General features: G+C 58.6%; 11 protein-coding genes. 4 read left to right on the forward strand and 7 right to left on the reverse strand.

The annotated features are described in order from the left end of the window. Positions 1-55: 55 nt before the first annotated feature. Genes yidC through rpmH form a run of 4 tightly spaced genes read right to left on the reverse strand, consistent with a single transcriptional unit; the run spans position 56 to position 2,534 of the window. Positions 56-1,738, reverse strand: coding sequence for a membrane protein insertase YidC (gene yidC / locus BFP89_RS17595; protein WP_065886700.1), 1,683 nt, complete (start codon positions 1,736-1,738; stop codon positions 56-58). A gap of 2 nt (positions 1,739-1,740) precedes the next feature. Then, a complete protein-coding gene (gene yidD / locus BFP89_RS27660) occupies positions 1,741-1,986 on the reverse strand; it encodes a membrane protein insertion efficiency factor YidD (RefSeq protein WP_003233592.1) in 246 nt (81 codons plus the stop codon). Further along, complete coding sequence (gene rnpA / locus BFP89_RS27665) at positions 1,979-2,386, reverse strand: ribonuclease P protein component (protein WP_020302575.1); 408 nt, start codon at positions 2,384-2,386, stop codon at positions 1,979-1,981. The genes yidD and rnpA overlap by 8 nt, the downstream gene beginning before the upstream one ends. 13 nt (positions 2,387-2,399) lie before the next feature. Then, complete coding sequence (rpmH, locus tag BFP89_RS27670) at positions 2,400-2,534, reverse strand: 50S ribosomal protein L34 (protein ID WP_003213577.1); 135 nt, start codon at positions 2,532-2,534, stop codon at positions 2,400-2,402. 585 nt (positions 2,535-3,119) lie between these two features. On the opposite strand from rpmH, the gene dnaA reads away from it, so the two are divergent. From dnaA to gyrB, 4 genes are read left to right on the forward strand one after another with little or no spacing between them, the layout of a single operon-like run. Next, on the forward strand, positions 3,120-4,625 hold the full coding sequence (gene dnaA, locus BFP89_RS17605; protein ID WP_065886701.1) for a chromosomal replication initiator protein DnaA: 1,506 nt from the start codon (positions 3,120-3,122) through the stop codon (positions 4,623-4,625). Between the two features lie 38 nt (positions 4,626-4,663). Next, complete coding sequence (gene dnaN, locus BFP89_RS17610; RefSeq protein WP_065886702.1) at positions 4,664-5,767, forward strand: DNA polymerase III subunit beta; 1,104 nt, start codon at positions 4,664-4,666, stop codon at positions 5,765-5,767. 20 nt (positions 5,768-5,787) lie between these two features. After that, positions 5,788-6,891, forward strand: a complete 1,104-nt coding sequence (recF, locus tag BFP89_RS17615) for a DNA replication/repair protein RecF (protein ID WP_065886703.1) — start codon at positions 5,788-5,790, stop codon at positions 6,889-6,891. 4 nt (positions 6,892-6,895) lie between these two features. Continuing rightward, positions 6,896-9,313 carry a DNA topoisomerase (ATP-hydrolyzing) subunit B gene (gene gyrB, locus BFP89_RS17620; RefSeq protein ID WP_065886704.1) on the forward strand — a complete coding sequence of 806 codons (2,418 nt, stop codon included), beginning with the start codon at positions 6,896-6,898 and terminating at the stop codon, positions 9,311-9,313. Between the two features lie 179 nt (positions 9,314-9,492). On the opposite strand, the gene BFP89_RS17625 is transcribed toward gyrB, so the two are convergent. Genes BFP89_RS17625 through BFP89_RS17635 form a run of 3 tightly spaced genes read right to left on the reverse strand, consistent with a single transcriptional unit; the run spans position 9,493 to position 14,231 of the window. After that, complete coding sequence (locus BFP89_RS17625; RefSeq protein ID WP_083208097.1) at positions 9,493-10,257, reverse strand: fimbrial biogenesis chaperone; 765 nt, start codon at positions 10,255-10,257, stop codon at positions 9,493-9,495. After that, positions 10,254-11,567, reverse strand: coding sequence for a fimbrial protein (locus tag BFP89_RS17630; protein ID WP_065886705.1), 1,314 nt, complete (start codon positions 11,565-11,567; stop codon positions 10,254-10,256). Before BFP89_RS17630 ends, BFP89_RS17625 begins: the two co-directional genes overlap by 4 nt. 24 nt (positions 11,568-11,591) lie before the next feature. Next, positions 11,592-14,231: a fimbria/pilus outer membrane usher protein gene (locus BFP89_RS17635; RefSeq protein WP_083208098.1), complete on the reverse strand. Its 2,640-nt coding sequence runs from the start codon at positions 14,229-14,231 to the stop codon at positions 11,592-11,594. Positions 14,232-14,246 lie beyond the last annotated feature (15 nt).

The raw sequence follows: 14,246 nt of genomic DNA on the forward strand, positions 1-14,246 counted from the left end.
CGGAATGCAAAACGCCCCACTAGGGGGCGTCTTGAGTGGTTATCCACAGAGTAAATTACGCCTCGGCTTTTTTGGTAGCCGCTTCGATTTTACGTGTGATGTACCACTGTTGGGAGATCGACAACACGTTGTTGACTACCCAGTACAGTACCAGGCCCGCTGGGAACCACAGGAAGAAGAAGGTGAAGATGATTGGCATCATTTTCATTACCTTGGCCTGCATCGGGTCCGGCGGAGTCGGGTTCAGACGCTGCTGGATAAACATGGTTGCGCCCATGATGATCGGCAGGATAAAGAACGGGTCCTTGATCGACAGGTCGGTTATCCACAGCATGAACGGTGCCTGGCGCATTTCCACGCTTTCCAGGAGTACCCAGTACAGCGACAGGAATACCGGCATCTGTACCAGAATCGGCAAGCATCCACCCAGCGGGTTGATCTTCTCTTTCTTGTACAGCTCCATCATGGCCTGCGACATTTTCTGCCGGTCGTCACCATGTTGCTCTTTCAGCGCAGCCAGTTTCGGCGCCACGGCACGCATGCGTGCCATCGACTTGTAGCTGGCGGCCGACAGCGGGAAGAAGATCCCCTTGATCAGCATGGTCAGGAAGATGATCGACCAGCCCCAGTTACCGACAATGCTGTGGATATGTTGCAGCAGCCAGAAGATCGGCTGGGCAATGAACCACAGGAAGCCGTAATCCACAGTCAGTTCCAGGCCTGGGGACAACTCTTTCAGTACCGCCTGGCTTTTCGGGCCGGCATACAGGGTGGCGCTGGTTTCAGCCTTGGCGCCTGGTGCGACGGTCAATGCCGGGCCAGTAAAACCAATGATGTAGTTGCCCTGGCTGTCCTTGCGGGTTTGCACCACGTTCGCTTCACCCTTGTTCGGGATCCACGCGGTTACGAAGTAGTGCTGCAGCCACGCTACCCAGCCACCTTGAACGGTTTCTTTCAGCGCGCCCTTGTCGATGTCTTTCATCGACACTTTTTTGTACGGCTCGTTACTTGTCCACAGGGCGGCGCCCAGGTAAGTCGCGGTGCCGGTGGCGGTGCTGGAAGAAGGGTCGGAGCTGGCGTCACGCTTGAGCTGGGCAAACAGGTTGCCGCTCCAGGCCTTGTCGCTGGTGTTGTCGATCAGGTAAGTGACCTTCAGATCGTACAAACCACGGGTGAAGCTGAAACGCTTGATGTAATTGACGCCGTCGAGGCTGAATTTCAGGTCGACGTTCAACTGGTTCTGGCCATCAGCCAGTTGATAACTCTTCTGCTCGGTCGAATAAATCGGACGACCGGTAGCACGAGCGTCCGGACCATTGGTGCCGGTCAGGCCACTTTGCGCCAGGTAGGTACGTTCACCGCCGTTATCGAACAGCTGGAACGGAACATCCGGATGGTCTTGGCGACGTGGATAAAGCGGCAGCTTCAGCTGGGCAATATCGCCACCCTGCGGGTCGATCGCCAGGTCGAGCACATCCGTTTTAACGTGGATGAGGTCTTTGTTGGTGACCACTGGCGTTTCCAACGGGGCACTTGTCTCGCCATTCGCGCTGGGAACATCGGCACTCGCGGACGCATTGTTACCCAGCGGGGTGTCCGGAATAGCCGGCGCAGCCTGATTGGTAGCAACATTCTGAGTCGGCAGGGCAGCCTGGCCGTAGTCCTGGTTCCATTTCAGGACCATGACGTAGGACACGATTGCCAGGGCGACGATCAGGATCGTGCGTTTAATATCCATGATTACTCGGCCATCGAAGAAGAACGGGAGGTAGGGATAGGTGGAACCGGGTCATAACCACCGGCATTCCACGGATGACAGCGACCTAAACGACGAAAGGTCAGCCAGCCACCGCGCAGAAGACCATGGTTTTCTATGGCTTCTAACGCGTAGCAGGAACAACTGGGGTAGAAACGACAGTGGCTGGCCATCAGAGGACTAATGGCATAGCGATAAAACTGGATCGGAACGATTGCCAGTTTACGCATCAAGGCTGTCTACCCCTACAGTTTCGGTGCTGACTGCTGGTGCTGGTTTGTGGGTACGCGCCAGACGTTTCCAGAGCTTGCCGAAATGCTGAATCAATTCGGGGTTTTCTACATCCCCCAAGCCTTTGCGCGCGACGATAACAATATCCCACCCAACCAGAGTGTCCTGGTGGAGGCGAAACGATTCGCGCATCAGACGCTTGAGGCGATTGCGCTCAACGGAGAGCTTTACGCTCTTCTTGCCGATCACCAACCCGAGACGGGGGTGATCAAGATCGTTGTTACGCGCAAGGAGCAGGAGATTTTTCCCCGGAACCTTGCCGGTGGGGGAGTCAAAGACTGCCTTGAAGTGCCGGGGGGTTAGCAGACGCTTTTCCCGACTGAAGTCCTGACTCACCACCAGTACCGGATTATCAAACTGCCAGACGCGCACGACCTTTGGCGCGGCGACGCGACAGGACAGCACGGCCGTTCTTGGTAGCCATGCGAGCACGGAAGCCGTGAGTACGGGCGCGTTTGATGGTGCTTGGTTGGAAAGTACGTTTCATGGCGTTGTTACCTGGTTCGTCCACAACGGGCCGGAATGGCCCCCGTTTTAAGAGACCGGCGATTCTAGAGAAAGCAAGCCTCTAGGTCAATTTCCAACCAGCTTTTCCTTCAATTAGATATCTGGAGGCCACCTCCCCCTTTCCATCCGCCTGGCTTCCACGAGGAGTGACATAGATATAAAAATAAAGAAGGAAGTTATTTAAAGCTTTTCTGTAAAGCTTATAAAAGCTATAGAGGCGTTCTTCTGTGGATAACTACCTTCAGGCCAGATTAAACGTGGTGTACAGAGGATGACAACACAGGGGAGAAACGGTGCTCTGCCTGTGCTGCGCTGTCGGATAAGCTGTGGGTGGAATGGGTTGTTATCCACAGGCCAGTTACCCACAGACTTTTGCCCCTACTTGTGCAACGAGCTCAGGTACGGTTATCCACAGAGCTTATTCACACACCGGCGGTCGCCTTTATTCCCGTTAAGGCGTTGATTTTGGGTGCCCTGTGAGCAACCTTCATGTGGATAAGTGGACGGCTGGCCGCTACAATGGCGGCTGTTTTTGCCTCACCGGCTTTCAACTTAGGGGATATCCGTGTCAGTGGAACTTTGGCAGCAGTGCGTGGAGCTTTTGCGCGATGAGCTGCCTGCCCAGCAATTCAACACCTGGATCCGTCCGCTACAGGTCGAAGCCGAAGGCGACGAGTTGCGTGTCTACGCGCCCAATCGTTTTGTTCTCGACTGGGTCAACGAGAAGTACCTGAGCCGCGTTCTCGAATTGCTCGACGAACATGGCAACGGCATCGCCCCCGTGCTTTCCTTATTAATAGGCAGCAAACGCAGCTCCGCCCCTCGCGCTGCCCCGAATGCGCCATTGGCTGCGGCTGCATCGCAGTCCCAGGCTGCACCGGTTGCTGCAGCGCCGGCACCGACGCCGGCCAAATCATCTGCGCCTAAAAATGCACCGCAGAATGAAGAGCCGTCCCGTGACAGCTTCGATCCCATGGCCGGAGCCAGCTCTCAACAAGCTCCCGTTCGTGCCGAGCAGCGCACGGTGCAGGTCGAGGGCGCGCTCAAGCACACCAGCTACCTGAACCGCACGTTTACTTTCGAGAATTTCGTCGAGGGCAAGTCCAACCAGTTGGCCCGTGCGGCCGCCTGGCAAGTGGCCGACAACCCCAAGCACGGTTACAACCCGCTCTTCCTTTATGGCGGCGTCGGCTTGGGTAAAACGCACTTGATGCACGCTGTGGGTAACCATCTGTTAAAGAAGAACCCGAATGCCAAGGTGGTCTACCTGCATTCGGAGCGCTTCGTGGCTGACATGGTCAAGGCCCTGCAACTCAACGCCATCAACGAGTTCAAGCGTTTCTACCGCTCCGTTGATGCGCTGCTGATCGATGACATTCAGTTCTTCGCGCGCAAGGAACGTTCCCAGGAAGAGTTTTTCCACACGTTCAACGCCCTGCTCGAAGGCGGACAGCAGGTCATTCTCACCAGTGACCGTTATCCGAAAGAAATTGAAGGCCTTGAGGAGCGCCTGAAGTCGCGCTTCGGCTGGGGTCTGACGGTTGCCGTCGAGCCGCCCGAGCTGGAAACCCGCGTCGCGATCCTGATGAAAAAGGCCGACCAGGCCAAAGTCGACCTGCCCCACGACGCCGCGTTCTTTATTGCCCAACGTATTCGGTCAAACGTGCGTGAACTTGAAGGTGCGCTCAAGCGGGTCATTGCGCACTCCCACTTCATGGGGCGCGACATCACCATCGAGCTGATTCGCGAATCCCTGAAAGACTTGCTGGCGCTGCAGGACAAACTGGTGAGTGTGGATAACATCCAGCGCACCGTTGCCGAGTACTACAAGATCAAGATTTCCGATCTGCTGTCCAAGCGCCGTTCGCGCTCGGTCGCACGCCCGCGTCAGGTGGCCATGGCCCTCTCCAAAGAGTTGACCAACCACAGCCTGCCGGAAATCGGTGATGTATTTGGTGGTCGCGACCACACCACGGTTTTGCACGCGTGCCGCAAGATCAACGAACTTAAGGAATCCGACGCGGATATTCGCGAGGACTACAAGAACCTGCTGCGTACACTGACTACCTGATGACACCAGCGCAGCTTATTAAGGCAAGGGACTAGACCATGCATTTCACCATTCAACGCGAAGCCCTGTTGAAACCCCTGCAACTGGTCGCAGGCGTCGTCGAGCGCCGACAGACCTTGCCGGTGCTTTCCAACGTATTACTGGTGGTCGAAGGCCAGCAGTTGTCCCTGACCGGTACTGACCTTGAAGTCGAGCTGGTTGGCCGTGTGCAGCTCGAAGAGCCCGCCGAACCTGGCGAGATCACCGTGCCGGCACGCAAGCTGATGGATATCTGCAAGAGCCTGCCGAACGACGCGCTGATCGACATCAAGGTTGATGAATCGAAACTGGTGGTCAAAGCCGGGCGCAGCCGTTTTACCCTCTCTACATTACCGGCCAACGATTTCCCGACGGTGGAAGAAGGTCCAGGTTCGCTGACTTGCAGCCTGGAGCAGAGCAAGCTGCGTCGCTTGATCGAGCGCACCAGTTTCGCCATGGCCCAGCAGGACGTGCGCTACTACCTTAATGGCATGCTGCTGGAAGTGTCCGAAGGGATCATCCGCGCGGTCGCCACTGACGGTCACCGCCTGGCGATGTGTTCGATGCGCGCCGATATCGGCCAGCCGGATCGTCACCAGGTCATCGTGCCGCGTAAAGGTATCCTCGAATTGGCGCGTTTGCTGACTGAGCCGGACGGCAACGTCAGCATCGTTCTGGGTCAGCACCACATCCGCGCGACCACTGGCGAATTCACCTTCACCTCCAAGCTGGTCGACGGCAAGTTCCCCGACTACGAGCGCGTGTTGCCTAAAGGTGGCGACAAGCTGGTACTTGGCGATCGCCAGGCCTTGCGTGAAGCGTTCAGCCGTACCGCCATTCTGTCTAACGAGAAGTATCGGGGTATTCGTCTGCAGCTGGCCAATGGTCAGCTGAAGATCCAGGCGAACAACCCGGAGCAGGAAGAGGCGGAAGAAGAAGTCGGCGTCGACTACAACGGCGGCAACCTGGAGATCGGCTTTAACGTGAGCTATCTGCTGGACGTGCTGGGGGTGATGACCACCGAACAGGTTCGCCTGATTCTGTCGGACTCCAATAGCAGCGCACTGGTACAAGAATCCGATAACGACGACTCGGCTTATGTTGTTATGCCGATGCGTCTGTAATCATGCTCAGCAGAAGCTAGATGTCCCTCAGTCGTGTCTCGGTCACCGCGGTGCGCAATCTGCACCCGGTGACCTTCTCCCCTTCCCCTCGCATCAACATTCTTCATGGCGCCAATGGCAGTGGCAAAACCAGCGTGCTGGAAGCCATCCACCTGCTGGGGCTCGCCCGTTCCTTTCGCAGCGCTCGCTTGTTGCCGGTGATCCAATACGAGCAGTTAGCGTGCACGGTATTTGGCCAAGTTGAATTGGCTGAAGGTGGGCACAGCGCATTGGGGATATCCCGTGATCGCAGCGGGGAGTTTCAGATTCGCATCGATGGGCAAAATGCACGCAGCGCAGCGCAGTTGGCGGAAATCCTGCCGTTGCAGTTGATCAACCCCGACAGCTTCCGTCTGTTGGAAGGAGCACCAAAAATCCGCCGACAATTCCTCGATTGGGGAGTGTTCCACGTGGAACCCCGTTTCATGGCCACGTGGCAGCGCTTGCAGAAGGCCCTCAGGCAGCGGAACTCATGGCTGCGGCATGGTACACTTGACGCCGCTTCACAAGCGGCCTGGGACCGGGAGCTGTGCCTGGCCAGCGACGAAATAGATGAATACCGCCGTGCCTATATCAAAGCCTTGAAACCAGTCTTTGAGCAGACCTTGAGCGAGCTGTTGGACCTCGAGGGGCTGACGCTGAGTTATTACCGTGGTTGGGACAAGGAACGCGAGCTGAGTGCAGTGCTCGCGACCTCCCTGCACCGTGACCAGCAGATTGGCCACACCCAGGCCGGACCCCAACGTGCTGATTTGCGTCTTAGATTAGGCGCTCACAATGCTGCGGATATTCTGTCCCGCGGCCAGCAGAAGTTGGTGGTGTGTGCATTGCGTATCGCGCAGGGGCACCTGGTCAGCCAGGCCCGACGCGGTCAGTGTATTTATCTGGTGGATGACTTGCCGTCCGAACTCGACGAGCAACACCGCCGCGCGTTATGCCGCTTATTGGAAGACTTACGCTGCCAAGTGTTTATCACCTGTGTAGACCACGAATTATTGAGGGAAGGCTGGCAGACGGAAACGCCAGTCGCTTTGTTCCACGTGGAACAAGGCCGTATCACCCAGACCCACGACCATCGGGAGTGAAGGCATGAGCGAAGAAAACACGTACGACTCGACCAGCATTAAAGTGCTGAAAGGTTTGGATGCCGTACGCAAACGTCCCGGTATGTACATTGGCGACACCGATGATGGTAGCGGTCTGCACCACATGGTGTTCGAGGTGGTCGATAACTCCATCGACGAAGCTCTGGCCGGTCACTGCGACGACATCAGCATCATCATCCACCCGGACGAATCCATTACCGTGCGCGACAACGGCCGCGGTATTCCGGTAGATGTGCATAAAGAAGAAGGCGTCTCGGCGGCAGAGGTCATCATGACCGTGCTCCACGCCGGCGGTAAGTTCGACGACAACTCCTACAAAGTATCCGGTGGCTTGCACGGTGTAGGTGTATCGGTAGTGAACGCGCTGTCCGAAGAGTTGGTGCTCACCGTACGCCGCAGCGGCAAGATCTGGGAACAGACTTACGTTCACGGTGTGCCACAGGAACCGATGAAAATCGTCGGTGACAGTGAAACCACAGGCACCCAGATCCACTTCAAGCCCTCGGCTGAAACCTTCAAGAACATCCACTTCAGCTGGGACATCCTGGCCAAGCGGATTCGTGAACTGTCGTTCCTCAACTCCGGTGTCGGCATCATCCTCAAGGATGAGCGCAGCGCCAAGGAAGAGTTGTTCAAGTACGAAGGCGGCCTGCGTGCGTTCGTTGAATACCTGAACACCAACAAGACTGCAGTCAACCAGGTGTTCCACTTCAACATCCAGCGTGAAGACGGCATCGGCGTTGAAATCGCCCTGCAGTGGAACGACAGCTTCAACGAGAACCTGTTGTGCTTCACCAACAACATTCCGCAGCGCGATGGCGGTACTCACCTGGTGGGTTTCCGTTCCGCGCTCACGCGTAACCTCAATACCTACATCGAAGCGGAAGGCTTGGCGAAGAAGCACAAAGTCGCCACCACCGGTGATGATGCCCGTGAAGGCCTGACGGCGATCATCTCGGTAAAAGTGCCGGATCCGAAGTTCAGCTCCCAAACCAAAGACAAGCTGGTGTCTTCCGAAGTGAAGACCGCTGTGGAACAGGAGATGGGCAAGTACTTCTCCGACTTCCTGCTGGAGAACCCGAACGAAGCCAAGCTGGTTGTCGGCAAGATGATCGACGCCGCGCGTGCCCGTGAAGCGGCGCGTAAAGCCCGTGAAATGACCCGTCGCAAAGGCGCTCTTGACATCGCCGGTCTGCCGGGCAAGTTGGCTGACTGTCAGGAGAAGGACCCTGCCCTCTCCGAACTGTACCTGGTGGAAGGTGACTCTGCTGGCGGTTCCGCCAAGCAGGGTCGTAACCGTCGCACCCAGGCCATCCTGCCGTTGAAGGGCAAGATCCTCAACGTCGAGAAAGCGCGCTTCGACAAGATGATTTCCTCCCAGGAAGTCGGCACCTTGATCACGGCACTGGGCTGCGGCATCGGCCGTGACGAGTACAACATCGACAAGCTGCGCTACCACAACATCATCATCATGACCGATGCTGACGTCGACGGTTCGCACATCCGTACCCTGCTGCTGACCTTCTTCTTCCGTCAGTTGCCTGAGCTGATCGAGCGCGGCTACATCTACATTGCCCAGCCGCCGTTGTACAAAGTGAAAAAGGGCAAGCAAGAGCAATACATCAAAGACGACGATGCCATGGAAGAGTACATGACGCAGTCGGCCCTGGAAGATGCGAGCCTGCACTTGAACGACGAAGCCCCAGGTATCTCCGGTGAGTCGCTGGAGCGCCTGGTCAATGACTTCCGCATGGTGATGAAAACGCTCAAGCGCTTGTCGCGCCTGTACCCTCAGGAGCTGACCGAGCACTTCATCTACCTGCCGGCCATTACCCTGGAACAGTTGGGCGATCATGCACACATGCAGGATTGGCTGGCCCAGTACGAAGTGCGTCTGCGCACGGTGGAGAAGTCTGGCCTGGTGTACAAAGCCAGCCTGCGCGAAGACCGTGAACGTAACGTATGGCTGCCGGAGATCGAATTGATCTCCCACGGTTTGTCGAACTACGTCACCTTCAACCGCGACTTCTTCGGCAGCAATGACTATAAGACGGTCGTCACCCTCGGCGCGCAACTGAGCACCCTGTTGGACGACGGCGCTTACATTCAGCGTGGCGAACGCAAGAAGCAGGTCAAGGAGTTCAAGGAAGCCCTGGACTGGTTGATGGCTGAAAGCACCAAGCGTCACACCATCCAGCGCTACAAAGGCCTGGGCGAAATGAACCCGGATCAGCTGTGGGAAACCACCATGGACCCGGCTCAGCGCCGCATGCTGCGCGTGACCATCGAAGACGCCATTGGCGCCGACCAGATCTTCAACACCCTGATGGGTGATGCGGTCGAGCCTCGTCGTGACTTCATCGAGAGCAATGCGCTGGCGGTGTCCAACCTGGATTTCTGATCAGGTGCAGGTTCACAGAATAGTTGCGACGTTTCACAAAGAAATGGTTCGACCAGCCCCTGGGGTTAGGTAGTCATTTCAGAAGAAAGCCCGCTGATAGCGGGCTTTTTTTTGCTCATAAGACAGTGGGATGCGCGATGGTGACGTTGCCACAGGGGGAGCGAATCTCGCCATGTCCATTACTGCGCTCGGTGCACGTAGGCGGTTGCGTGACCATCCAGATAATGGCCGTCATCATCGATTAGGGTGTAGTTGACGGGCACGCTGGCCCTTGCGTCGTCGGTGAAATGGCCCAGTGGGTAGGTTTTCTCGCTCAAAGGCGGGGTCATCATGTCGAGTGCCTTTGCCACAGGATATTCATGTCCTGTGGCACTCACGCGTAAAGAAGAAAACGAAGCGTGATAGGGGCTTGGGTTATGGCATACCAGCACCCAGGCACCGGCCTGCTGTTCAATCCGAAACGTCAGGCTACTCGCCATGCTTTCCGGTTGGCTGGGCAGGTGAGCGGGACGGTAGAAAATTTTCATTTGGGTGTTCATCGCTACGGCAATGCGCGTAGGCAGCGCCGGCGCATCGGTCTTGGCTGGCGGGATTTCGTACAGGTTCAGCCAGCTCACCGACTCGCGGTCCTTGGGCAACGCGCTGCCGTCGTAAACAATGCGCAGGCCCTGCAACGCTTGAGGTTGCAGACGAAATACCGAGGGCAGCGCGATCATCGCCGAGGTTGAGTTTTCCGGCGCACGGTTGCCTTCGCCGTCGTCGACCCAGGTTTGCACCACCACCGGATACGGGTTGGTATTGGCGAGCATCAACGAGCGTTGGGTCTGGCCCTCATGGAAGATCAACCGGGTCTGCTCGGGCATCACGCCGGCATGCGAAATGGAGGACGCGCTCATTGCAAAGCATGCCCACACCAGCACTGCGTAGAACATCAACTTGATCATTGCACCTTCACCAAGACGTAAGCGGTGGCGTTCACCCTGCCCGGCTTGGCCGTTGCGCCTGGCAAAGTACTGAGGGTCGCGGTGATCGTCTGCAGGTAGCTGGTGTAGCCGGACGTACTGCTGCCGGCATTGCTGGCGCCCGCCAGCACCGGGTACCAGCCACCGGTGGCGCCCGTGCCGGTGCCTGACCATCCGAGGAAATTCATCGCGTTGCCGTTGCTGGCGTTGCGCAATCTGATCCCCACGCCGGTCGCGACCGACGGGTCGGTGCCGTAGCCGTTGGATACCAGGTAGGTAACCCCGCCGCCACCCGTCAACAGTCCCAGCGACTGGGCCTGGGTATACGCGCTGTAGGCCACTTGAATACCCAATGCAGTCTGGTTGTTGGCAGTGCCGGAGCTTGCGGTGTTGCTGCATTCCAGGCCGATAGTGAAGTCACTGCTGCGCGTCATGCCCTGGTTCAGTTCAGTTGCGGTGATCGGCAAGAAACTCACCACCGGCGTGACGTTGCGGGCCACGCAGGTGGCGGTGTAGCTGATCGAAGACGCGGAGCGCATGCCAAATGCGATGCCGTTGGCCGCGCCCCAGAAGTTGTAGTGGTTATTGGAGTCCGAGCCAATGGGGTCCGAGGCGATGCCGCCGCCGCGAAACTGCACATAGCCATTGGGTTGGGTACACGTGTAGCTGTAGGTGCCGCTGCCACTGGAGGCCGCCTGGCCGCCGCAATAGTTGCTTCCCGAGCCCGACGCAGGCGGCAGGCTGGACACGCGAGCCAGGTCGCCCTGGATCATGCTCAAGTGTTTGGCTTTGATCTGGATCTTGCTGCCGACCGTGTCGTACTGGGTAATTTTGGCGTCCTGCCAATAGCGTGTGAACACCTTGCCGGAGTTCAGGTGCGTCAGTTTGATCCCGACATAGGGGAACCAAGTGGCGTAGTAACCGGGCAACCCATCGTTGACCGAAGCCCCTGAACCGTTGCCGATTTCCCAGTAGCCGCCGACCCGGTCGTCACCGTTGGTGGCGAACACTTCGTAAATACTGTCAGCGTCACTCACATCGCACTCCCACAGCACTGTCTCGCTCGTGAGCCCGGGTGCCGTTGCGGGTGAGATCACCACCGAACCCAGCTGCGTGCCGACCGGTTGCAGGTAGGTTGATGTGAGGTTGACCCGGCCAAAGGTCAGTTGCGCCGAGTTGCCATCGTAGACCTGACTGCCGTTGTAGACGCGTCTGCAGGTTGCCTCGGCGTTTGCGCCCAGCGTGGCGCCGAGGACTAGAAGCACAGTGAACAGTGTGCGAGCAAGAGTCATGGGGAGCTCCGATTTCAAAGAGGTTCAGGGGCGACGGCAATCGCTGTTGAGTTTGATCAGGGCTTGACTGACATCCTGTCGCGCCAGGTCGAACTGCATCCGGCACTGTTCGTCTGCGCCGTCGCCCCAACGCACGGTCAGGCGGCCCTTGAGTTTTTCGGTGCGCAGGTACGCCTGGCTGCCTTGGCCAACCATGCCGATCACGCTGCCGTTTTCGTCCAGTACATCCGCGCCCATAGGCACGGCCTCACCGCCTGGGCGCACGGCCTTGACCAGAATGGCGTTGCCGACACGGGTCCTGAACTCAACCTTCACCGCGGCGCCGGCATACGGTGCGACGCGGCGCTGGCCGTCATCGAGTTCGGCTTTTTCGCTCATACCCTCGGGGTTGATGGCCACGGTGTTGTAGCGGTAAGGGGTTAGCGACGGCACCAGCGCGTAGCCGTCGCTGTCGATGGTTGCACCCATGCCGTTCATGACTTTTGCCCCGCTGGCGCCTTTGGCTTCGATCAAGGCAAAGGTATCGCCCAGGTACGGCCCGAGAGTCACCCCGCCGCCGTGCACGGCCAGGGCTCCGCGCGCGCTGCCGGAGGCTTGCCAATAATCCTGCCCCTTGGACGCGCTGGCGCTGATCGAGGTGTTGGGCAGGTATTTCTGAACGTTGGCGCTCCAGACGTTCTGCTTTTGATCGGCATCGCGGGACACGTCCACGCTGTAGCTCAAGGTCTGGTCGGCGCCCTGGGTGCCTGATAGCGAGGTCTGGTATAGGTCGCCTGACCTGGAACTGTGCGTCACTGAGCTGCTCAGCGACGGCACGTTCGCACGGGCCGGGCTGCCCAGCGGGAACGACACCGAGAGCAGAGTGACGGTCTCCTGGGTACCGGCGGTGCGCGTGGTGCCCACGCCATTGTTTGCCACCGCGTTGCCCAATTGATCGTTGTAGTTACCGCTGCGCCGGTTCAGGTAGCTGCCGGTGCTCTGGCGCGACACCGAGAGGTTGACGCTGACGTTGTTGCGCAAGGTGTTGGCCCAGCCAAATTGCAGTTGCGTGTCGCGTTCGCGGCCACTGCGATAATCCTGGGTCGAACCGGATAAAAACACGCTGCCGTACTCTTTGAGGTTCTGATTGATCGACACCTCGAAGCGCGAGCGTTGCATGTAGCTCGTCGACTCCCAGGTCTGGTTGTTGCGCAGCGACTCGCGCACACCCAGCACGTCGCCGAGGTCGCGATAGCCTTCGGTGGAATAGCGGTAGCCGGCAATCGACAAGGTGGTGTTGGTCGGCTGGAACGTGCGGCTGTAAGACAGCCGCGCCATCCAGCCATCGAGCTTGCCTTCGTTGGGCAGGTTGGCGCGCGAGTAGGTGGTGTCCAGCCCGAACGCGCCGAGGCTGTTGGCGTAGACGCCGCCCAGCACCATCGCCTGGTAGCCCTCGGCGAGGCGCAAGCCGCTGTTGGCGGTCACGCTGTTGGTCAGCCCGCGCTGGTAGGTCATCTCACTGAACGGGTCGTGGTCGCCCAAGTCACGGCTGCGGCCCAGCGCCATGCTGTAGCGCGAAAGGCCGGGACGCAGCGATTCAGGCACCGCCGAAAACGGTACGGTAAAACGACTGACGCTGCCGTCGGCCTCGACCACCGAGACGTCAAGGTCGCCGTTGTAGCTGGTGGAATAGAGGTCGCTGATCTCGAAAGGGCCGGGCGCGACGGTGGTCTGGTAAATGTCATTGCCGTTCTGGCGCACGATGACCTGCGCGTTGGTCTTGGCAATCCCGCGGACCGTCGGCGCATAACCGCGCACAGACTCCGGCAGCATGCGGTCGTCGGAGGCGATCTCCACGCCGGTGTAGCTCATGCCGGAAAAGAACCGACCCGAGGTAAACCCCTGGCCTGCGGTCATTTCGCCTTGCAGCCCGGGCAGCGCACGTTGGACGTAAGTGCGCGTGGTGTTCCAGTGACTGCCGTTGTCGCTGTCGTAACGCAAGTTGCCTTGCTGGCGCAGGCGCCACAGCCCCACGTTCAAGCCGCTGTTGAGGGCCAGGTAACTGGAGTCGGAACTGCCGCTGAAGTTGCCGGTGCGCGTGACGTGGTACTGGCTGGCGCTGTAGTTGACGAAGCCGATGGTGGCGCCGCCGTCGAGGTTCTGCGGAGCAACGTAGCCCCGTGGCGTTTTCTGCATCAGGCTCTGCGGCACCTTCAAGTCCAAGCGCATGCGCCCAAAATCGAAGGCGGTCGATGCGCCCTCGACGGCATTGCCGAGCACCAGGCACTGCGCGGTCGCGGGCGACTGGATGGCGCTTTTCAGTACGCCGCCGCTTTCCAGCAGCACGACGGGCAGACAGGGCTGAACATCGCCTGCGCCTTGGTCGGCGAAGCGCAGGTCGACCCGGTCGATAAAGCGGCCGTTGATAAACACGTCCACCCGGTATTGGCCTGGCTCAATGGCGTTGACCTTGTTGAAGCGTGCCAGCGAACCGCCGCCGAACAGCATGTTGTCGTCGAACACATAGGCGTCGCCGGGCGTGGCCGTAGCGCTTTGCGCAATAGCAATGCCCGGGCTGACCAGGCTGAGCGCGCCAAGCAGGCTTGAGTGAACGAAACCGCGCAACCAGGGGTGGTGTGCGCGTGCACAATCCAGTTTGAATGTTGATACGCGACGAGTAGGCATGACGAATACTCCGGG

This window comes from Pseudomonas sp. 31 R 17 (genome assembly GCF_900004915.1).
GTDB classification, from domain to species: domain Bacteria; phylum Pseudomonadota; class Gammaproteobacteria; order Pseudomonadales; family Pseudomonadaceae; genus Aquipseudomonas; species Aquipseudomonas orientalis_A.